Source organism: Aeromonas enteropelogenes (assembly GCF_020097295.1).
Classification (GTDB): Bacteria; Pseudomonadota; Gammaproteobacteria; order Enterobacterales; family Aeromonadaceae; genus Aeromonas; species Aeromonas enteropelogenes.
Window position 1 is genome coordinate 349,781 of sequence record NZ_CP083625.1, and the last position, 19,140, is coordinate 368,920.

The 19,140-nt window shown below is 59.0% G+C and carries 20 protein-coding genes; 7 read left to right on the top strand and 13 right to left on the bottom strand.

All coding sequences use genetic code 11. The features are described 5' to 3' along the window. Positions 1-69 precede the first annotated feature (69 nt). From ppnN to LA321_RS01550, 4 genes are all read left to right on the top strand, one after another. Positions 70-1,425: a nucleotide 5'-monophosphate nucleosidase PpnN gene (gene ppnN / locus LA321_RS01535; RefSeq protein ID WP_042073183.1), complete on the top strand. Its 1,356-nt coding sequence runs from the start codon at positions 70-72 to the stop codon at positions 1,423-1,425. A gap of 155 nt (positions 1,426-1,580) precedes the next feature. Then, positions 1,581-2,381, top strand: a complete 801-nt coding sequence (gene xni / locus LA321_RS01540) for a flap endonuclease Xni (RefSeq protein ID WP_042073185.1) — start codon at positions 1,581-1,583, stop codon at positions 2,379-2,381. A 160-nt stretch (positions 2,382-2,541) separates the two neighbouring features. Beyond that, positions 2,542-3,549: an isocitrate dehydrogenase gene (locus LA321_RS01545; protein WP_042073186.1), complete on the top strand. Its 1,008-nt coding sequence runs from the start codon at positions 2,542-2,544 to the stop codon at positions 3,547-3,549. A 117-nt stretch (positions 3,550-3,666) separates the two neighbouring features. Beyond that, positions 3,667-4,125: a hypothetical protein gene (locus LA321_RS01550; RefSeq protein ID WP_042028214.1), complete on the top strand. Its 459-nt coding sequence runs from the start codon at positions 3,667-3,669 to the stop codon at positions 4,123-4,125. 94 nt (positions 4,126-4,219) lie between these two features. Here the strand turns inward: LA321_RS01550 and rlmM are convergent, their stop codons facing one another. From rlmM to dinB, 6 genes are all read right to left on the bottom strand, one after another. Then, positions 4,220-5,314: a 23S rRNA (cytidine(2498)-2'-O)-methyltransferase RlmM gene (gene rlmM, locus LA321_RS01555; RefSeq protein WP_042073188.1), complete on the bottom strand. Its 1,095-nt coding sequence runs from the start codon at positions 5,312-5,314 to the stop codon at positions 4,220-4,222. Further along, on the bottom strand, positions 5,307-5,693 hold the full coding sequence (locus tag LA321_RS01560; RefSeq protein ID WP_042027989.1) for a DUF423 domain-containing protein: 387 nt from the start codon (positions 5,691-5,693) through the stop codon (positions 5,307-5,309). Before LA321_RS01560 ends, rlmM begins: the two co-directional genes overlap by 8 nt. A 32-nt stretch (positions 5,694-5,725) precedes the next feature. After that, positions 5,726-6,352, bottom strand: a complete 627-nt coding sequence (locus tag LA321_RS01565) for an alpha/beta fold hydrolase (RefSeq protein WP_042073189.1) — start codon at positions 6,350-6,352, stop codon at positions 5,726-5,728. Then, positions 6,345-7,265 (bottom strand): transcriptional regulator GcvA, encoded by a 921-nt coding sequence (locus LA321_RS01570; protein WP_042027993.1) that lies wholly within the window; start codon positions 7,263-7,265, stop codon positions 6,345-6,347. The genes LA321_RS01565 and LA321_RS01570 overlap by 8 nt, the downstream gene beginning before the upstream one ends. A 274-nt stretch (positions 7,266-7,539) precedes the next feature. After that, positions 7,540-9,681, bottom strand: a complete 2,142-nt coding sequence (locus tag LA321_RS01575) for a methyl-accepting chemotaxis protein (RefSeq protein WP_042073191.1) — start codon at positions 9,679-9,681, stop codon at positions 7,540-7,542. A gap of 70 nt (positions 9,682-9,751) precedes the next feature. Then, positions 9,752-10,807: a DNA polymerase IV gene (gene dinB / locus LA321_RS01580; protein WP_042073192.1), complete on the bottom strand. Its 1,056-nt coding sequence runs from the start codon at positions 10,805-10,807 to the stop codon at positions 9,752-9,754. Between the two features lie 126 nt (positions 10,808-10,933). Between dinB and LA321_RS01585 the strand changes: the two genes are divergently transcribed. Beyond that, complete coding sequence (locus tag LA321_RS01585) at positions 10,934-11,140, top strand: hypothetical protein (RefSeq protein ID WP_026455998.1); 207 nt, start codon at positions 10,934-10,936, stop codon at positions 11,138-11,140. 90 nt (positions 11,141-11,230) lie between these two features. Here the strand turns inward: LA321_RS01585 and LA321_RS01590 are convergent, their stop codons facing one another. Together LA321_RS01590 and LA321_RS01595 are read right to left on the bottom strand one after the other, a co-directional pair. After that, entirely contained in the window at positions 11,231-11,791 is a 561-nt protein-coding gene (locus LA321_RS01590; RefSeq protein ID WP_042073194.1) for a DJ-1 family glyoxalase III, read from the bottom strand. Positions 11,792-11,813: 22 nt separating this feature from the next. Then, positions 11,814-12,755, bottom strand: a complete 942-nt coding sequence (locus LA321_RS01595) for a ketopantoate reductase family protein (RefSeq protein WP_042073196.1) — start codon at positions 12,753-12,755, stop codon at positions 11,814-11,816. A 200-nt stretch (positions 12,756-12,955) separates the two neighbouring features. On the opposite strand from LA321_RS01595, the gene LA321_RS01600 reads away from it, so the two are divergent. After that, positions 12,956-13,438 (top strand): YajQ family cyclic di-GMP-binding protein, encoded by a 483-nt coding sequence (locus LA321_RS01600; protein ID WP_026456001.1) that lies wholly within the window; start codon positions 12,956-12,958, stop codon positions 13,436-13,438. A 94-nt stretch (positions 13,439-13,532) separates the two neighbouring features. On the opposite strand, the gene LA321_RS01605 is transcribed toward LA321_RS01600, so the two are convergent. The 5 genes from LA321_RS01605 to LA321_RS01625 all read right to left on the bottom strand — a co-directional run bounded on the left by LA321_RS01605 (position 13,533) and on the right by LA321_RS01625 (position 18,386). Next, positions 13,533-14,375: a nucleoside-specific channel-forming Tsx family protein gene (locus LA321_RS01605; RefSeq protein WP_042073198.1), complete on the bottom strand. Its 843-nt coding sequence runs from the start codon at positions 14,373-14,375 to the stop codon at positions 13,533-13,535. 156 nt (positions 14,376-14,531) lie between these two features. Then, entirely contained in the window at positions 14,532-15,911 is a 1,380-nt protein-coding gene (locus tag LA321_RS01610; RefSeq protein ID WP_042073199.1) for an AmpG family muropeptide MFS transporter, read from the bottom strand. Between the two features lie 160 nt (positions 15,912-16,071). Beyond that, a complete protein-coding gene (locus LA321_RS01615) occupies positions 16,072-16,647 on the bottom strand; it encodes a peptidylprolyl isomerase (protein WP_026456004.1) in 576 nt (191 codons plus the stop codon). A gap of 2 nt (positions 16,648-16,649) precedes the next feature. Next, complete coding sequence (locus tag LA321_RS01620) at positions 16,650-17,234, bottom strand: YajG family lipoprotein (protein ID WP_026456005.1); 585 nt, start codon at positions 17,232-17,234, stop codon at positions 16,650-16,652. Between the two features lie 18 nt (positions 17,235-17,252). Beyond that, on the bottom strand, positions 17,253-18,386 hold the full coding sequence (locus LA321_RS01625; RefSeq protein WP_042073200.1) for a methyltransferase: 1,134 nt from the start codon (positions 18,384-18,386) through the stop codon (positions 17,253-17,255). A 204-nt stretch (positions 18,387-18,590) separates the two neighbouring features. On the opposite strand from LA321_RS01625, the gene LA321_RS01630 reads away from it, so the two are divergent. Further along, positions 18,591-18,896 (top strand): BolA family protein, encoded by a 306-nt coding sequence (locus LA321_RS01630; RefSeq protein ID WP_042028010.1) that lies wholly within the window; start codon positions 18,591-18,593, stop codon positions 18,894-18,896. Positions 18,897-19,140 lie beyond the last annotated feature (244 nt).

A 19,140-nucleotide genomic window follows, 5' to 3' on the forward strand; every position in this document is an offset into this window, starting at 1 on the left:
GATGCACAAGCATCCCCCTTTTCTCCCCAGGGAAAACACAACGATAACAAGCGAGTGAAAGGGGAATTTATGATTACGCACATCAATCCCGTTGGCAGCATGGACCTGCTGTCACAGCTCGAGGTGGATCGCCTCAAACAGACCGCCTCCAGCGATATTTATCAGCTGTTTCGCAACTGCTCACTGGCGGTACTCAACTCGGGCAGCCATACCGACAGCTCCAAGGAGATACTGGAGCGTTTCAAATCCTTCGATATTCATGTGATCCGGCGCGAGCGCGGGGTCAAACTGGAGCTGTTCAACGCCCCCGAGCACGCCTTCGTCGATGGCGAGATCATCCGCGGCATTCAGGAACACCTCTTCTCCGTACTGCGCGACATCCTCTATGTCTCCAACCAGCTGGAGTCCAACCGCCAGGTCAACCTGACCAACTCCACCCATATATCCAACGTGGTGTTCGCCATCCTGCGCAACGCCAAGGTGATCCAGCCCGGCGCCGATCCCAACCTGATCGTCTGCTGGGGTGGTCACTCCATCAACGAGATCGAGTACCAGTACACCCGGGCCGTGGGCAACGAGCTGGGGCTACGTGAACTCAATATCTGCACCGGCTGTGGCCCGGGTGCCATGGAGGGTCCGATGAAGGGCGCCGCCGTCGGCCACGCCAAACAGCGGGTGCGCAGCGGCCGCTATATCGGCCTGACTGAACCCTCTATCATCGCCGCCGAGCCGCCCAATCCCATCGTCAACGAGCTGGTGATCCTGCCGGACATCGAGAAGCGCCTGGAGGCCTTCGTGCGCCTCGGTCACGGCATCATCATCTTCCCTGGCGGCGTCGGCACGGCGGAGGAACTGCTCTACCTGCTCGGCATCATGATGCACCCGGCCAACGAGCGCCAGCCCATGCCTATCGTGCTGACCGGTCCAAAGGAGAGTGCCGACTACTTCCGCGCCATCGATGACTTCATCAAGGCCACCCTGGGAGAACCAGCCACCAAGCTCTACCGGATCATCGTCGGCGATGCGCCCGAGGTGGCCCGGGTGATGAAGGAGGCGATGCCGAAAATTCGCGAATACCGCAAATCAGTCGGGGATGCCTACTCCTTCAACTGGTCCTTGCGGATTGAGCCCGAGTTCCAGCTGCCGTTCGAGCCGGATCACGCCAGCATGGGGGGCCTGGATCTGCATCGCAACCAGCCCCCCCAGCTGCTGGCAGCCAATCTGAGGCGCGCCTTCTCTGGTATCGTCGCAGGCAACGTCAAGGAAGGGGGTATTCGCGCCATCGAGAAGAAGGGCCCCTTCAAGATCCATGGCGACAAGGAGCTGATGCACCTGATGGACAAGCTGCTGGAGAGCTTCGTCAAACAGCAGCGGATGAAGCTGCCTGGCAGCCAGTATGTGCCCTGTTACGAGATAGTGCGCTGACGGCCAAGCAAGCCTGCTCATAGGCAGCTCAAGATGACAAACGGGGGCGCATCGGCCCCCGTTTTTATCCTCTGCTTGCTGTGCGGACTATGGAAGGGCTGCCATGACTTCCGTCAGTTGTTACAATGTGGCGCCCCGACTGCCAAGAGTGCCCCATGTCAAATCTCAGGCCACACCTGCTCATCATCGACGCCCTCAATCTCATCCGCCGTCTGCATGCGGTGCAAGCCCAGCAGGCCCTGACTCCCGCCCAGGCCCTCGTCGCCACTCGCGCCAACCTCGTCAATACCTGCCGCAAGCTGCTGGCCGCCAGCGAACCCACCCATGTCATCGCCGTGTTCGATGGCGAGGTTCACAGCTGGCGCAAGGAGGTCTACCCGGCCTACAAGGAGGGGCGCACGCCCATGCCGACCGAACTGCGTGAAGGGCTGGGAGAGCTGCAGGATGCATTCTGGGAGTGCGGTGTGGACGCCCTGCTGTCCGAGACCGACGAGGCGGACGATCTGGTTGCAACCCTGGCTTGCGGCATTGCCAGGCGCGGCCATCAGGCCACCATCATCTCCACCGACAAGGGGTTTTGCCAGCTCATCTGCCCGCAGATCCGGATCCGCGACTACTTCAACAAGCGCTGGCTCGATGCCGCCTTCGTCCAGCAGCACTACGGGGTGGCGCCGACCCAACTGGTGGATTTCTGGGCGCTGACCGGGGTGAGCGGCTCCAACATCAAGGGAGTCCCCGGCATAGGCCCCAAGACAGCGACCCAGCTGCTGCAACAATATGGCGATCTGGCTACCCTGCTGACGGCTTGCCAACAGGAAGAGGCCCCCAAGGCCCTGCGCAAGCTACAGCAGCATCAGGAGGAGGCTCTGCTGGCCCAGCGGCTGGTCCGACTGCAACAGGATATTCCACTGGGATTCAACCTGCGGGATATCCGCTATCCGCCACAACCCGAGTGACTGGTGCACACAAATTGCCGGTCGAGGGCGCGAACCATGACACGACTCACCCACCTCGTTGAGGAAATTGAGTAAAATGTAAAGGAATCTGGTTGGTTTGCTGAGTAAATGATATAAAACAGCCCCATCCTCCCCTACTCCCTGGAAGTGGAACCCTCTCATGTCCAAAACAAAAATTACCGTGATCCCCGGCGACGGCATTGGCCCCAGCATCATCGAATCGGCTATCCAGATCCTGAACCACGCCGGCTGTGACTTCGAATACGACTACGCCGATGCAGGCCTGACCGCCCTCGAAAAACATGGCGAACTGCTGCCCCAGGCGACCCTGGATCTCATCGAGAAGAACAAGGTCAGTCTGAAAGGACCGCTCACCACCCCGGTCGGCGGCGGGTTTACCTCCATCAACGTCTCCCTGCGCAAGAAGTTCAACCTCTACGCCAACGTCCGCCCCGTCATCTCCTTCAAGGGCACCAAGAGCCGTTACGACAACATCGATATCATCACGGTCCGTGAAAATACCGAGGGGATGTACTCGGGCGCAGGCCAGAAGCGTAGCGACGACAACCAGAGCGCCGAGGCGATGAGCATAGTGACCCGTGACGGAGCCGAGCGCATCGTCAAGTTCGCCTTCGAACTGGCCCGCCAGGAAGGGCGCAAGAAGGTCACCATCATCCACAAGGCCAATATCCTCAAATCCACCTCAGGGTTGTTCCTGGAAGTGGCTCGCGAGGTTGCGGCACGTTATCCGGACATCCAGAGCGAGGAGATGATCGTCGATGCCGCCTGCATGAATCTGGTGATGTACCCGGAGCGTTTCGATGTGATGGTCACCACCAACCTGTTCGGCGACATCCTGTCGGATCTGTGCGCAGGTCTGGTCGGGGGCCTAGGCATGGCACCTGGTGCCAACATCGGTGATGGCGCCGCCATCTTCGAAGCGGTGCACGGTTCGGCCCCGGATATCGCAGGCAAGAATATCGCCAACCCCACCTCGGTGATCCTCGCCTCCATCCAGATGCTGGAATACCTCGGCATGCAGGATAAAGCAGAGCGTATTCGCGAGGCGGTTCGCGCCACCATCGAATCCGGCGACAGGGTTACCCGGGATCTGGGGGGCAGCGCCTCCACCAGTGAATTCACCCAGGCCATTATCGATCGACTGTAAGCTAATTCATTGATTTTAAAAGGGAGTCTCGGCTCCCTTTTTTATGCTCCAGACAACTTTCCCCTCTTCTTGAGAGCAACTATGTTCAATAGAGAAGAAGAACGGGGAGAGTTTTTCATGAACGGGTATGGGCGCTTTCTGGTTCCGGGTTACCTGCTGATATGGGGCTCAGTCTCTGCCTTCGAGCAAACGTTGCCGACCCAGACCGCCAGATTGCCGCAGCAGGAGAAGCGGACCGCCACCGAGGTGTGGCGCTCCAGCCTGGATACCAATGACCTGCTCAAGGCCCCCAAACCCCTCTCGTTCGGGATCGATGTCGCCACTGACAACTATGGCAACCAGAGAGTCACCTCCTACCCGCAGCTCAACCTGACACCGGAAAAGAGTGTCAGCCTGTCGTTCGAGCGCTACAAACCCAGGGTCAAATTCCAGGCCGGTGGCATGCACACCGCCATCAAGCTAAGAGGGGATGGCGTCAAGATGCAGTTCAATCCGGTCGACAAGACCATTCCGCTGCAGATCGAGCTGAAAGTGACCGACGACGAATCCTCCCTGCGCGTCGACTACCGCTTCTGAACCTGTCGCATTTTTGCAGATAAAAAAAGACCGACGGGCAACCCCGCCGGTCCTGGCATTATTTCCGTATGTTACGGCTGATATTCCGTCTCTATCACGCCTTGGGTTCGAGCTTGGAGACCCAGTACTTGTTGTAGACGTGTACCGTGATCTCTTCGCGATCGTGATAGAGCTGCTTGGCCTGAATGATGAAGCCGCTGTCGATCTCGGCCAGCAGTTCACGCAGCACCTCGATGTTGTGCACCGCCTCGGCGTAGCGCTTCTTCATCGGCAGTTTGAGATTGAACATGGCTTCCTGACAGTCACCCTCGCGAAACCAGTCGGCGATCATGTGGGTGACCCGCGCCGGCTTATCCACCATGTCGCACACCAGCCAGTAGATGTTCTTCTTGCTGGGCCGCCAGACAAAGCCATCATCGCGCACGTGCTTGACCTGGCCGGTATCCATCAGGGATTGGGCCATCATGCCGTTGTCCACCGCGGTCACCATCATGCCGCGACGCACCAGCTGATAGGTCCAGCCACCCGGACAGGCACCCAGATCCACTCCCTTCATGCCGGAGCACAGACGCACGTCCCACTCTTCCCGCGGCACGAACACATAGAATGCCTCTTCCAGCTTGAGGCTGGAGCGGCTTGGCGCATCGGCCGGGAAGCGCAGGCGCGGGATCCCCATGTGGAATGCGGAGTTGTTGAAGGAGTAGGAGTAACCCAACATCACGTGATCATTGGCCAGGAAGAAGGCGTGGAATACGGGGCGGTTCGGCGTCTCCTTCTTGGTCAGGATCTCGTTGCTGCGCAGCGCCTGGCGCAACGGCACGGTGAACTTGCGGCAGAAGGCCGACAGCTCTTTCGCCTCGTTGGTATCGGCGGTTTCCACCCGCAGATCGCCGCAGATGGCGTAGTCACGGGTCGCCTCCAGGATGGGGGTGATGCGATCGGACAGATCCAGATCTTTGAGCTCGCAGGTCACCACCAGCATCTGGCGGATAAAGATGAGCTCGCGAAATGGCAGCTTGCGCGCCAGCAGGTCGGCCTCTTCCTCACCGTAGCATTCGAAGATGATGTAGCCACTGTCGTCCTTGACCCGGGCAAAGCCATAACACTGCATGTTAGTGGCTCGTTCGGTGATCTCTGCCGCCGCCTCTTTCTCAAAACCGGGGCGGCAATACAGCAGCAGATTATTCATTTTTTCCTCCAAGACGACAGCCAGCCCAGATCAGGGCCGCCCATCCCAACATAAAACAGAGGCCACCGGCCGGGGTAATAAGCCCCAACCCCTTGCTGCCAAGCAGCACCATGGCATAAATACTGCCGGAGAATCCCAGGATCCCCAGCACAAAGGCGGTGCCAGCAAAGGTGATCAACTTGCTGCGCACACCGCACCAACCCAGCACCAGCAGGGCCAATGCGTGAAAAAACTGATATTGCACGGCGGTATTGAAGGCCGCCAGGCGCTCGGGCGTAATGCCGGTCGCCGCCAGGCCGTGGGCACCATAGGCGCCCAGCATGGTGGCCGTCAGGCCAAAGCAGCCGGCCAGTACCAGCCAATGTCGATGGGTCTGCATCCCAACTCTCCTTGTGTTCTCGCTCGCCGTCCTCAACCCTGTACCGGGGGGTTGGTGACAAAGCGCCTTATCTCGTTCGCTGCCTGCTGCAGATTTTCCTGTTCACTCACGCCACTCGCCTTGCGCGGCTTGAAGCCATGATCGCCATCGGTCAGCCAATGGACCGATACGGCGGAGGAGAAGGGGAAATCGACCAGTTCGGCACGGCTGCCAAAGGTGTCACGCTCCCCCTGCAGCAGCAGGGTCGGCGTGGTGATCTGCTTGAGCACCTCGCCCCGCCAGCACTCGGGCTTGGCCGGGGGGTGGAAAGGATACCCGAGAATGAGCAATCCTGCAGCATTCATCTCGCCCACAATCTCGGCCGCCATCCGCCCGCCCATGGACTTGCCTGCCAGAAACAGTCTGGGGTGGGCAAACTCCCGCACCATCTGACGCCAGTGCTCGAGCAGCGCCGGCTGACGATCGGGCGGACGACGCTTGCCATCCCGGGCCCGTTTGATCATGTAGGGGAAGTTGAAGCGCACCACCTCGATATCGGGCCCGGCCAGCAGACGGGAGAGCTCGGCGAGAAAGGCGTGTTCCATGCCGGCGCCGGCTCCGTGGGCCAGCAAAATACGAACGGGGGCGTCACTCGCCCCCTCCCGGATCACCTCATGCATCGGCAAGCCTTGCCCGGCGACGGGCCTCTTCCTGTTCCACCAGCTCCAGCATCCAGTCGCGGAAGGCGACTATCTTGCCCTGATCGGACTGTTGCTCCTGGCACACCAGGTAGAAGGCATTCTTGCTCACCAGCACCTGCTCGAACGGGCAGATGAGGCGGCCAGCCTCGATCTCGGGCTGGGCCAGCACGCTGTGGCCAAGGGCCACCCCCTGTCCATGAATGGCCGCCTGGATCACCATGGTGGAGTGGCTGAAGATGGGCCCCTGATTGACGTTGGGGGCATCGATGTCGAGCTGGCGGAACCAGGCCTTCCAGTCCCGTCGCGAGGTGTCGTGCAACAGGGTATGCCGGGTCAAATCGTCCGGCGTGCGCAGCGGTTTGGGGCCGGTCAGCAGCAAGGGAGAGCAGACGGGGATCAGGTATTCGGTATGCAGTTTGTCACAACGCAATCCGGGCCAGTTGCCACGGCCATAGTAGATGGCCACGTCCACGTCATCGGTGAGCGATCCCTCGTCCATGTCGACGGCCTTGATCCGCACGTCGATATCGGGGTGACGCTCGCTGAATTTGACCAGCCTGGGCACCAGCCACTGGATGGCAAAGCTCGGCTGCAGGCTGACGGTGAGCGCCCCTTTGGCACTGCGCGCCAGCAGCTTGTCGGTCGCTTCCGAAATGGAGGCAAAGATATCCTTGATATCGAGAAAATAGCCCTGCCCCTCCTCGGTCAGCAACAAGGAGCGATTCTTGCGGCGGAACAGCTTGATGCCAAGATACTCCTCCAGCGCCTTGATCTGGTGACTGATGGCAGCCTGAGTCACAAACAACTCTTCTGCTGCGCGGGTAAAGCTTAAGTGACGGGCCGCTGCTTCAAACGCCTTGAGGGCATTGAGCGGGGGTAAACGACGAGACATGACACCAGCCGACGATGAGTTTTTCTAATGGGGCGCATTATAATTTGTCGGTTGCGGGTCGACCAGTGAATAAACATAATTCGCCCTGCAATCAGTTGTCATATGGCTCACATTTTCTGCGACATATTGGTTTAATGTGTTTTCCGTGAGCCTTCCGACTGTGATTGTGGTGTTGTGTTTCTTCCTCTGCGGGAAGAGGGGCTAAATCGACGCGATTTAACCCAGTCTGTCATCTGAATGTGTTTGGCGCCTCTTATTGGATGGCGCCTTTTTTCTATACCTTGAACTGCCCCACCAGTTGCTGCTGCTTGTCCGCCAGTGCCGACAGCTCGCGACCGTTTTCGGCGGAAGTGGCCGCCTCACCCCGAATGGTGTGGCTCACATCGCGAATATTGCTGACATTGCGATTGATCTCCTCCGCGACCCGGGTCTGCTCCTGGGCTGCCCTGGCGATCTGTTCATTCATCTGATGGATGGTGGAAACGGACTGGATGATCTGCTCCAGCACCCGTACCGACAGGTCGACCTTGGCGAGCGTCTGATCCGCCTGACCATGGCCCTCGCGGATCGCATTGACCACGGCCCCCGTGCCCGATTGCAGCTCGCTGATCAGGGTCTGGATCTCGACGATGGCGTTCTGGGTGCGGCCCGCCAGATTGCGAACCTCATCGGCCACCACGGCAAAACCCCGCCCCTGTTCACCTGCCCTGGCCGCCTCGATGGCGGCGTTCAGGGCCAACAGATTGGTCTGCTCCGCGATCCCCTGGATGACGATGAGGATGTCATTGATGTTCTCGCTGTTGGCCGAGAGCCGCTCCACCACAGGCTGGGCCTCATTGATGGTCGTCATCAACCGCCCCATGGCGGTCTGGGTATCGGCCACCACATATTTGCCCTCCTGGGCCGCCGTGTCTGTCTCGTTGGCCGCCGTCACCGCGGCGCTGGCATTGCCGGACACCTGCAGCGCCGTCGCACTGAGCTCTTCGAATGCCGTGGCCACCAGATCAATTTCCTGATACTGGGCCTGCATGCCGTTGCTGGTACGCTCGGCCACCTGGGCGGCCCGCTCCGCGCTGGTTCGCGTCCCTTCCACGGTAGCGATGACCTGGCTGATGGTGGATTGCAATTTGTTGAGGAAGCTGTTGAACCACTTGGCCAGCTCGCCGATCTCATCCTCGCGCTGGATCTCGATGCGCTGGGTCAGATCCCCCTCACCGCTGGCAATGTCCTTGAGGCGAGCCACCACGGCACGGATGGGAGCCACTATCTGGCGTGCCATCAGCCAGATACCGGACAGGGCGATGAGGGAGATAAGCACGCCAATCACCACCTGGGTGGCTACACTGCGTCTGCCCTCCTCGGCCAGGTTGCCATGCAGCCGCTTGGCCGACGCCAGCACCACGTTCCTGGGGAGTTCGATATAAATACCCCACTGTTGCGGAGTACCGCGCATGGTGACTGGCACGAAGGTCTGCAACAAGGCACCGTCATCACTCCAGCGGCTCAGCACTTGCCCCTGATCGAGCCACCCTTTCAAATCGGCGGCCAGTGCGGAATATTGCTGACCCAGCGTCTGCCCCATGGTCACGTCAAACTCGTTGGCCCCGGCGACCCGCCCCTCGTGGCTGACCAGCAAGATCTTGCCCTTTCCGCTGTAGAGTTGCTGATCCATGCTGCTCACCAGCTGTTGCAAACTGGTCAGGGGGACATCGACTCCCACCATGCCGAGCAAGGCCCCCTCTTCCTGCAAGGGATAGGTGACCGAGGTCATCAGGATCTGTTGGTCCCCCACCTCATCCAGATAGGGTTCGAGCAGACAGAGCGCCCGGGTGCGGATGCTGCAGCGATACCACTCATTTTCCACCCCTCCGGTCTCGGTGGGACTCTCGTCGGCCAGCACCTCCTCATCCATGACCTCGGAGACTATCTTTCCGTGATCATTGGCCCAATAGCTGGCAAAGCGTCCCTTGTCATTGGCCCCCAGAGCGCTGGAGCCCTGATAGTTGCTATCCTCCCCATCCAGCTGATCCGGCTCGAACACCGCATAGGCACCGAGCAGATTGGCAGAGGAGGCCACGGCATCCCTCAGCTGCTGATTAAGAGCTCCGCGCAGAGCTTCCGAATGGGTAAAGTTCTCGGCCGCATTCCTGCGCTGGAACAGGAGATCTTCGGCCAGCAAGGTGGCCCGGAAGTAGGCTTCGTCGAGGTAACTGGTCACCTTGGCTGCCTGTTCACCCCCTATCGCCGTCATCCAGTGCTCGGCCGACAGCTGGGCCTCCTGCATGGTGGCCTGCAGCACCTGATCCTGCATTTTGTTGGCATTGTAGAGCGAGGAGATAACCAGGACGGCGGCCGTAACCAACAGACAACAACCGGAGATCAGGGTGATCCGACCCTGGACAGAGAGAGCGCGCATGCCAAGTTCCTACTTCACGTCATACCGAGATAAATAGAGTATCGACTTTATAAACAAAAACTTAACTTTTTCAGAGCAAATCCAGCGACAGTTGGTTCACTTCCCCCTCTTTCGGCAGGCCAACCACCAGCCCCAGCAAACGCACCGGCCGCCCTTGAGCCCGTTGCAATCCCTCCTTCAGCAAGACGGCAAAGAGTCCGCGCTGGTAACCCCCCTGGCTGCGGTAGACAGTCGTCTGGTGAAAATCGGAGAACTTGAGCTTGATCCCCTGCCCCATCAACTGATCTGCCGGGCAGACGGCCTCAAAACGTCGCTCCAGTTCGGGGAGCAAGGAGTCCAGTACTGCAAGGCAGCCTTGCTCGTCACACAGATCGCTCGCCAGCGTAGTCTCCACCCCTATGGTCTTGCGTATGCGTTGCGCCTGAACCGGCTGATCATCCCGCCCCCAGATCCGGCCCGCCAGCATCTCGCCCAATTTGCCAAACCGCTCGCACAGATCCTCCACGCTCAAGGCTCTGGCATCTTCACAGCTGTAGAGCCCCTGCGCTTCGAGCCGCTCCGCCGTCTTGCGCCCCACCCCGGGCAGTTTGCCAAGGGGCAGCTGGCGGACAAACTCGGTCACCTCATCGGGGCGGATGACAAACAGGCCGTCGGGCTTGCGCTGCTCCGAGGCAAGCTTGGCCAGGAATTTGTTGGGGGCCACCCCTGCCGAGGCGGTCAACCCCAGTTCGGTGGCGATGGCATGGCGGATCTCCCGGGCCATCAGGGTCGCACTGCCACCACAGCAGGCACTGTGAGTCACATCGAGGTAGGCCTCGTCCAGCGACAAGGGTTCAACCTGATCGGTATAGCGCAGAAAGATGGCCCTCAACTGGCGGGAAATATCCTTGTAGAGCGCCATGCGCCCCGGCAGCAGCACCAGGGGGGGACAGAGCTTTTTCGCCAGCGCCGTCGGCATGGCGGAACGCACGCCGAAACGGCGGGCCACATAGTTGCAGGTGGAGATGACGCCACGGCGATCGGATGCACCGCCGACCGCCAACGGCACGTCACGCAGCGCCGGGTTGTCCCGCATCTCCACCGCCGCATAAAAGCAGTCCATGTCGATATGGATGATCTTGCGCATACCACTGTATAAATAACCAGACATGCGGCTATCTTACCCCAGGGTGAAACAGCGCACTATCCCCGTCATCGGCACAAGATGATAGACTCCAAAGAGACCTTTCATGCACAACAAGGAACGTTCGGGATGAAATATCTATGGCTGGGACTCTGCCTGCTGCCGCTGGCCGTGAGCGCCAAGAACAACCCCACGGCGGAGTGCCGCTGGCTTTATGACAGGATGGCGCATCTCAAACAGGCCATCGAGAAGGGGGATACCTTGGGCACACGGGAGGAACTGGCGCGCTGGCAGGGTGAATTCAACAAGAAACAGTGCGGTCGCTACGACTATTGACCCAAGCTATTCCTATTGCACTCAGATAAAAAAACGGGCTCCCGCCGTGATGGCGGGAGCCCGTTTTGCAGAAAGGCATCATGTCCTGCCTTATGGCAATACCATGGGGGCCGCAACGCGCTCGGCCAGGGCATCATCGTGCAGCACCCGCACCAACTCGAGGGCAAATTCGATGGCACTGCCCGGCCCCTGGCTGGTAATGAGACGGTGAGCTTCATCCCTGACCACCCTGTCCGTTGCCAACTGTGCAGCCGATAAGTGCGACTGGAAGCCGGGATGACAGGTGACCCTGGCCTCCCCCAGCAAGCCGTGATGCTGCAGCACCACCACGGGAGCCGCGCAGATGGCGGCTCGCCAACGGCCGAGAGCGGCCTGCGCTTTCAGCAGCTCGATGGCCAGCGGCGTATCGCGGATCACCTCGCTGCCGGGCAGGCCACCGGGCACTACAATCGCCTCGAAGTCGCGGCTGGCCAGCTCGTCGAGATGGCAATCCGCCACCAGTTGCACTCCGCGAGAGGCCCTGATCTGGCGCTCACCAGCCGGACAGCAGGAGGCGAGCACCACTTCTATACCGGCCCGCACCAGAGTATCGACGATGGCCACGGTTTCAATCTCTTCCGACCCCGGGGCCACCAACACCAGTACGCTCATCCTCGCCTCCTTGCCTTTAGGCTCACGCCACCTGGCTCTTCTCTTTAATCGCCTGATAGAGCCCCTGATTGACCGGCACGGCAATGCCATGCTTTGCCGCGCTGGCCAGCAGGAACCCCGTGATAGCGTCGATCTCGGTCTCCCGCTTCTGTTCCATGTCCTGATGCATGGAAGAGTAATTATCGGCGGTCAACTCCACCACTGTCATCACCCGGCGCAGCAGCTCTTCGGCCGTGGTCTGCATGCCCTCGGCGCACATCACATCGGCTACCTCGACACAAACCTGCTGCAAAGTATCGGCAAAACGAGGCCCCGCCAGTTCGCCGTTTTTCAACTTGTGCAGCGCGGTCAGGGGATTGATGGCACAGTTGATGGCCAGCTTCTGCCACTGACGGGTCCGGATCTGCTCGTCCCAGCCCGCCTGGCCGAGGGCCAGCGCCAGCTCATCGGCCAGCGCGGCATGGGCTCTGGCGGCCTCGTTGACCGGGCCAAGCCAGGTCTCGCCCTTGCCGGTGTGGCGAAACACGAAGTGGCCGCTCTTCATGGCGCCATGGCTGGTAACTCCGGCGATCACCGGATTGTGGGGAAACAGGGCGACGACCTGCTCGGCAATGCCCATGCCATTGTGCAGCAGCACGATGGGCACGCCGGCCGCCAGCTTGCCGATCAACGGTGTCAGTGCCGTAATCACCTGATTGGCTTTGGTCATCACCAACAGGCGCTGGATCTGTCCCGGTTTGCCGACAAATCCGCGCTCGATGGCGAGCAGCTGGGTGTGACCCTCCAGAGAGGTGAAGTCAATGCCCGGGTGCAGGGTTGATTGATGGTGATCCCGCAGCAAGACGCGGGTCGGCTGACCACTTTGGGTGAGCAAGGATGCAAAAACGCCGCCGAGGGCGCCACAGCCCAGCAGGGTCCATTGAGGTGTCGAAGGCTGTCGAGAATTCAGTAATCCGCTTGGCATGATGTGACTCAATCGAGGTAAGGGCTGCAATCCTCTCAACCTGTTACCTGGGATAAGTGAAGATGTCGCTGGCGGACACTAACGGGTCCGACCACTCCTGTGCGCAGGGGATTCTAGCAGAGCGGTCCCATCAAAATCAGCAAATTTGCCCGTTTTCTGGTAGATTTGCCCCCCGATAACGCAACATGAGGAGCCCGGTTATGCCGTCATTCGATATTGTCTCTGAAGTCAAAATGAACGAGGTGTTGAACGCCGTCGACAACGCCAATCGTGAACTGGCCACCCGTTTCGATTTTCGTGGGGTAGAGGCCAGCTTCGAGTTGAACAAGGAAGAGGTGAAACTGGAAGCGGATGCCGATTTCCAGCTCAAGCAGATGGTTGAAATACTGCGCAATGCCCTGCTCAAACGCAATATCGAAACCAGCTCCATGGAAGTGGGTGATTCGGTGCATTCCGGCAAGCGCTTCCACCTGAACGTCAAGTTCAAGCAGGGTATCGATAAGGAAGTGGCCAAGAAGCTGGTCAAGCTGATCAAGGATTCCAAGATCAAGGTTCAAGCCGCCATTCAGGGCGACGAAGTGCGCGTCACCGGCAAGAAGCGTGACGATCTGCAGGAAGTGATGGCCATGGTGCGTGGCGCCGAACTGGGCCAACCGATGCAGTTCCAGAATTTCCGCGACTGATTGGCCCGGGCGCTTTCTCTCTTCGCGCCCATCCAATCGGGCAGAAATAAAAAAACCGGAGCCAAGGCTCCGGTTTTTTGTACCCCAAGTTCGATTAGAACTTGTAGGTAACAGAGAAGTAGTGGCTGAAGCCAGAGCTCTTCCAGGGAGAACCGTTGTAAGAGGTGGAGCCATCTTTGGTGCCGTAGGCATCCATGAAGTATTTCAGGCCATAACCAACGGCATAACGATCGGAGTGCCAGTAGATACCGTGGAAGGTAGCCAGGTTGTCGCTGGTACGATCGGCGCGGTTATGGGTATCCAGATCGAAGGCGTAATCCAGGTAGCCCTGATAGGAGACGAAGCTGCCGTTGCTGAAGGTGTAGAAAGGCTTGAACCAGTTCATGGAGAACTGATAACCGTTCCAGCTGTTCTCTTCTTCTCTGAAGAATTCGTTCTCGTTGGAGTAGCGAGCGTACAGGTTCATACCAACCTTGCCGAACCAGGGAACCATGACGTCTGCACCCAGACCGATCTGGTTTTCCATCTGGCCATCAGCCATGTTGTTCAGGTTGGCGATATACAGCTCTTGTACCGGGCCGAAGGAGAGATCCATGCCAGTCAGGGCATCCAGAGACATGCGCGGAGCAAACTTCATGAACAGGTTCTGGCCGCCGTGCTTGTCGCTGTGTTTGGTGTCGAAAATATCGAAGATATCGACATAGCCATACAGGTCAAAAATACCGGAACGACCGCCGAACTCCATTTCCAGATAGGTATCGTTGTAATCGTCATCAGCGGCAGTGAACGGGCGCTGATCGATGGTGTGCATTACGTTGAACTGCATCCACTTGTAATCGTTCTTGTGGATGTCACCGCTGTAGTCAGCAGCGAACGCCGGAGTGGCAGCAGCGGCCAGCAGGCCGGCAGCGATCAGAGTCTTGGTAAATTTGGCCATTTTATTGGTCTCTTGTGTGTTAGTTGAGGTTTTCCGTAGCCTGCCCACAAGGAGCGAATGGGATTCTAATCAAATAAAATAGGGGGAGAAACAACTTCTGGGGAACTTTCTTTGGAAGTGTGAATCTAATCACCCCCGCTTTAACGCAAACGCTTGCTATTTGTTCGGTATTGAGAACAACGACTCCCCTTTTCTCGCTACCAGCACAATCAACAGCAGCACAGGCAGCCCCAATAAACCGGTTCCCACGAAGAAGACACTGTAGCCGACCTGCTCCACTATCTGGCCGGAAAACCCCGCCATCAGCTTGGGCAGCAGCAACATCACAGAGCTGAACAACGCATATTGCGTCGCCGAAAAGGCGACATTAGTAAGGCTGGAGAGATAGGTCACAAAGGCGGCGGTAGCGATCCCGGCGCTGAGGTTGTCCAGCGAGATGATCAGGGTCAGCAGCTCCAGGTTGTGGCCCACCTGGTTAAGCAGGGCAAACAGCAGGTTGGTGCTGGCAGTCAGCAGCGCCCCCAGGAACAAAATGCGCAGGGTACCGAATCGCATCACCAGCACGCCCCCGAGCGCCGCCCCCACCAACGTCATGATGACGCCAAATACCTTGGTAATGGTGGCAACTTCGGTCTTACTGAACTGCATATCCACATAGAAGCTGTTGGACATCACCCCCATCACCACATCCGCCACCCGATAGCAGGCAATGAGCGCCAGGATCAGCAGCGCCGAGCGACCGTAACGGTGGAAGAAATCGGCAAAGGGGCACCAGATGGCCTCATAGGCCCAGGCCCCCGCACTCGCCAGCGGCAATGGCCACCCCTTTGCCAGCAGGCAGGCCTTGCGATCGGCTTGCTGCTGATCCTGGGTAGCCTGGTCGATCTGAGGTTCATGGCAGAAGAGGGTGGTGATGATGCCAAGAGACATCATGCCCGCCATCAGGAAATAAGTGATCTGCCAGCCGCGATAGTCATAGCCACTGTTGCTGCCAAACCAGGCCGCCAGGGCCAGCGCTCCCGCCCCCGCCATGATCATCGCCAACCGGTACCCCGTCATGTAAGAAGCCGCCATGGCCGCCTGCAACCGCTCCGGCGCAGATTCGATGCGATAGGCATCGATGACGATATCCTGGGTCGCCGAGGCAAAGGCCACCAACAGGGCAAACAGCGCCAGCTGTGCCAATCCGGTCTTGGGATCACAGAGCGCCATGCCAACCAGGGCTCCCGCGATCAGCAACTGGGAGAAGAGCATCCAGCTGCGGCGACGCCCAAGCAGCCTGGAGAGCAGCGGCAACGGCATGCGATCCACCAGGGGGGACCACAGCCACTTGAAGCCATAAGCCAGGGCGACCCAGCTCATATAACCGATGTCGGTCAGGCTGACATCCGCCTCGCGCAACCAGAACGACAGGGTGCCAAAGACCAGCAGCAAGGGCAGACCCGATGAAAAGCCCATGGCAAAGAGGATCAGCACTCTGGCTTCGAGATAGACGGCGAGCGAGTCTCGCCAGCTCGGTTTGCGGATCATGTTCAACTACCTGACGGATCTTGGAAAAGTGGGCCATTTTGGCAGGTTAGGTCCGGATAGCCAAGGCAGGCCCAAACGCCAGACAAACAAAAAGCCCACCCCGGAAGGGGTGAGCCTTGCATCCTGCAACAAGGATTATCGCAGGGCCATCAAGGGTAGATAAGGGTTACTTGCCCGCCTTCTTGTCGGCTCCGCTCTCGGCCAGCAACACCACTTTCTTCAGGATGATGGGGCTGGTCGGCACGTCGTTGGCACGCAGGATAGAGCTGTAGCCAGTCTGCACCTGTGCCAGCTTGTCCAGCACCTCCATTCCCTGTACCACCTGGCCAAACACGGTGTAGCCGGCACCGGCATTGGCGTTGAGGTTGTTGTTGTCCACCAGGTTGAAGTAGAACTGGCGGGTCGCGCTGTCGACCGCCTGGGTGCGGGCCATGGCGATGGAACCGCGCTTGTTGGGCAGGCCGCCACGTGATTCGTTGACCACGGGCTCATAGGTCGGCAGCTGCTGGAACTGCTGGTTATAGCCCCCCCCCTGAACCACGAAGTTCTGGATCACCCGGTGAAACAGGCTGCCATCGTAACTGCCGTCCGCCACATAGCGCAGAAAGTTCTTCACCGTCTGGGGCGCCTGCTTGGGCGCCAGCTCCACCACGATATTGCCGTGGTTGGTCTCCATTCTCACCTGCGGGCCGGCAAATGCCAGCGGAGTGACCAGCATGGCCAGCAACCAGAGTTTTTTCATGATCAGACTCCTGCGCCGCTCGGTTGACCCTTCAGATAGCCACGCAGGGCCTCATCCGCCATGATCTGCTGCAATACGTTGCCCAGTTGCAGGTTCAGAGTGGATTCCAGATCCGCCATGCTCGGCTCGCCCGGTCCCTCTTTGCTGGAGGACATGTTGAACTGTTTGGTCAGACGGTTGCCCTGAAAATCGGCGATCACCTGCAGGCTGACCCGGGATTTGGTGACATAAGTGAAGGTCTTCTCTTCCACATTGACCGCCGCAGTCGAGATAACCAGGGTCAGGTTGGTGGTGCCGCTGTTGCCCACTTCGAGCCCCTGGCTGCGCAGCCCCTCGGCCAGCTTCTCTGCGACCAGCAGATTGAGCGGACGCTCGCTGTTGACCAGCACGGTGGCCTTCTCTTTCTTCTTGATGGAGAAGACATAGGCAGCCTCACGCTTGTCTACCCCTTCCATGGTGATCCGGTTGCCCGAGTAGTATTGCTGGTTGGCCGGCACGATCTGCGGATTGAGCAGCGCCGTCTCGGGCCAATGGGTTGCGCACCCGCCGAGCATCAAGGCGGCCAGCAGCAAGAGTGACTTTTTCATCATGAACTTCCTTTGACGTTAGCGTTTGATGGCTTTCAAAATAACGAATTTGCTGTTTGACGCAACGACTTGTGCGTTGGCAAACAAGCGCTTGAGTTTATTGTGATAATCCAGATGACGGTTGCCTACTATCCAGAGTTCCCCCCCTTTGGGCAACACCCGGTGGGCATCGCAGAACATCTGCCAGGCGATATGATCGGTGATCGCCTGCTGCTGATGGAAGGGCGGGTTGCAGAGGATCCGATCCGCCGCCCCTGTCTCGACGCCATCCAGACAGTTGTTGACCATGAAGCTGGCCCGCGGCAGCGCCTCCGCCAGGTTGTGTTCGACGTTGAGCCGTGCCGACGCCACCGCCATGTAGGACTCGTCGACGAAGGTCACCTCCACCTCGCTGTCCCGTGCCAGCAGCGAGAGTCCCAGCACACCGTTGCCACAGCCCAGATCGATCACCTTGCGCGCGCTATGTATCGGTAGATTGTCCAGCATAAAGCGGGCGCCAATATCCAGACTGGTGCGCGAAAAGACGTTGGCGTGGTTGTGGATGAGCATGTCGGTACCCTCCAGCGGCCAGACGGTGGGGAACGGATTGGCCAGCGCCGGACGTTCTTCTTGCGGTTCGCAGTGGATAAGGCGCGCCTTCTTCCAGGCGAGCGACGTCCGGGTTGCCCCCAGGTATTTCTCGAACAGCTTGAGGGTGGAGGTGTGAATGTCCTTGGCCTTGCCGGCGGCGATGATGCGGGTGGCGGGCGTCACCACCTGACGCAGGGCCAACAGTTGCTGCTCCAGCAGCGCCTGGTATTTGGAAACCTTGATCACCACCAGTGCCGGCGCTTCGGGCAGGGGCGCCAGCGCATCCTGCAGCCGGATGCCGTCGGTATCCAGCCCGTTTTCGATCAGATTGGCCAGCGTGGCCCGCTCGCTGATATAGGAATCGGTGACGCTGACGGGAGCGTAATCGTGCAAAAATGCCGCCAGGGCGCCGAATCCGTCATTCATGATGATCACCGGGCCTGCCTGCTCCAGGGGGGACTCAGCCAGGGTGTTGATCAGATATTCGTCGGCCGCATCCCAGGCTTGCAGGGTTTCCTGGCTCAGGCGCGGGTAGCGATAGAGGGCCAGATGGCAATGGGGAGTGACAAGAAGGGTTTCCATAGGATGAGTCCAACCTCGGCTTGATTCGGGTAACAGGCGCCAGGGGCGACGCAAAGTGGCGCTATTCTAGCGGGGTAGAGGAATTTCACCAGTTCGAGCCGCCATGACAGCGTTCCCGGGCCATATTTCTCTCCATAAGGGGACTTATTCCGCCAGGCAACTGCCGATAGAATGGCCCCACGTTCACTTTCTGGAAGCATCCTGATGACCATGCAACAACACATTGAAGCAAAACTGACCGCAGCCCTCACTCCCAGCCTGCTGGAGGTGATCAACGAGAGCCATATGCATCGTGTTGAGCCCGGCTCCGAGAGCCACTTCAAGGTGGTCATCGTCAGCCCGCAATTTGAAGGTCTGCGTCTCCTGGCCCGTCATCGCCTGATCAATGAAGTGCTGGCCCCCGAGCTGGCCGGCCCGGTACATGCCCTGGCACTGCATACCTACACAGAGAGCGAATGGCAGCAAAAGGGCCAGGCACCGCGCACCCCGAGCTGCGTCGGCAAACCCTGACGCGGCCAGAACAGGAGAGTTCCTGCATCCCTCTGCCATCCCGCCTGCAAGTCATTGGAAATGGGGCGATAAAAAGCCCCATATGAGAACAATTCGCAAACAAAACTGCCGGATTATCTTTTCTAATCAATATTCTCAACAATAAGATTACCCCTATTGGGGTATTTAAATAAAAAAACCTTTAAAACCACGGTTTACGAGGGGTTCACCCCCTTATTCAGGAGAGGTTAATTTTGTGATGGCA

Excerpts from the sequence above, each read along its gene's own strand:
- ppnN (WP_042073183.1), top strand. The coding sequence starts at position 70 with ATGATTACGCACATCAATCCCGTTGGCAGCATGGACCTGCTGTCACAG.
- xni (WP_042073185.1), top strand. The coding sequence starts at position 1,581 with ATGTCAAATCTCAGGCCACACCTGCTCATCATCGACGCCCTCAATCTC.
- LA321_RS01545 (WP_042073186.1), top strand. The coding sequence starts at position 2,542 with ATGTCCAAAACAAAAATTACCGTGATCCCCGGCGACGGCATTGGCCCC.
- LA321_RS01550 (WP_042028214.1), top strand. The coding sequence starts at position 3,667 with ATGAACGGGTATGGGCGCTTTCTGGTTCCGGGTTACCTGCTGATATGG.
- rlmM (WP_042073188.1), bottom strand. The coding sequence starts at position 5,314 with ATGAATAATCTGCTGCTGTATTGCCGCCCCGGTTTTGAGAAAGAGGCG.
- LA321_RS01560 (WP_042027989.1), bottom strand. The coding sequence starts at position 5,693 with ATGCAGACCCATCGACATTGGCTGGTACTGGCCGGCTGCTTTGGCCTG.
- LA321_RS01565 (WP_042073189.1), bottom strand. The coding sequence starts at position 6,352 with ATGCATGAGGTGATCCGGGAGGGGGCGAGTGACGCCCCCGTTCGTATT.
- LA321_RS01570 (WP_042027993.1), bottom strand. The coding sequence starts at position 7,265 with ATGTCTCGTCGTTTACCCCCGCTCAATGCCCTCAAGGCGTTTGAAGCA.
- LA321_RS01575 (WP_042073191.1), bottom strand. The coding sequence starts at position 9,681 with ATGCGCGCTCTCTCTGTCCAGGGTCGGATCACCCTGATCTCCGGTTGT.
- dinB (WP_042073192.1), bottom strand. The coding sequence starts at position 10,807 with ATGCGCAAGATCATCCATATCGACATGGACTGCTTTTATGCGGCGGTG.
- LA321_RS01585 (WP_026455998.1), top strand. The coding sequence starts at position 10,934 with ATGAAATATCTATGGCTGGGACTCTGCCTGCTGCCGCTGGCCGTGAGC.
- LA321_RS01590 (WP_042073194.1), bottom strand. The coding sequence starts at position 11,791 with ATGAGCGTACTGGTGTTGGTGGCCCCGGGGTCGGAAGAGATTGAAACC.
- LA321_RS01595 (WP_042073196.1), bottom strand. The coding sequence starts at position 12,755 with ATGCCAAGCGGATTACTGAATTCTCGACAGCCTTCGACACCTCAATGG.
- LA321_RS01600 (WP_026456001.1), top strand. The coding sequence starts at position 12,956 with ATGCCGTCATTCGATATTGTCTCTGAAGTCAAAATGAACGAGGTGTTG.
- LA321_RS01605 (WP_042073198.1), bottom strand. The coding sequence starts at position 14,375 with ATGGCCAAATTTACCAAGACTCTGATCGCTGCCGGCCTGCTGGCCGCT.
- LA321_RS01615 (WP_026456004.1), bottom strand. The coding sequence starts at position 16,647 with ATGAAAAAACTCTGGTTGCTGGCCATGCTGGTCACTCCGCTGGCATTT.
- LA321_RS01620 (WP_026456005.1), bottom strand. The coding sequence starts at position 17,234 with ATGAAAAAGTCACTCTTGCTGCTGGCCGCCTTGATGCTCGGCGGGTGC.
- LA321_RS01625 (WP_042073200.1), bottom strand. The coding sequence starts at position 18,386 with ATGGAAACCCTTCTTGTCACTCCCCATTGCCATCTGGCCCTCTATCGC.
- LA321_RS01630 (WP_042028010.1), top strand. The coding sequence starts at position 18,591 with ATGACCATGCAACAACACATTGAAGCAAAACTGACCGCAGCCCTCACT.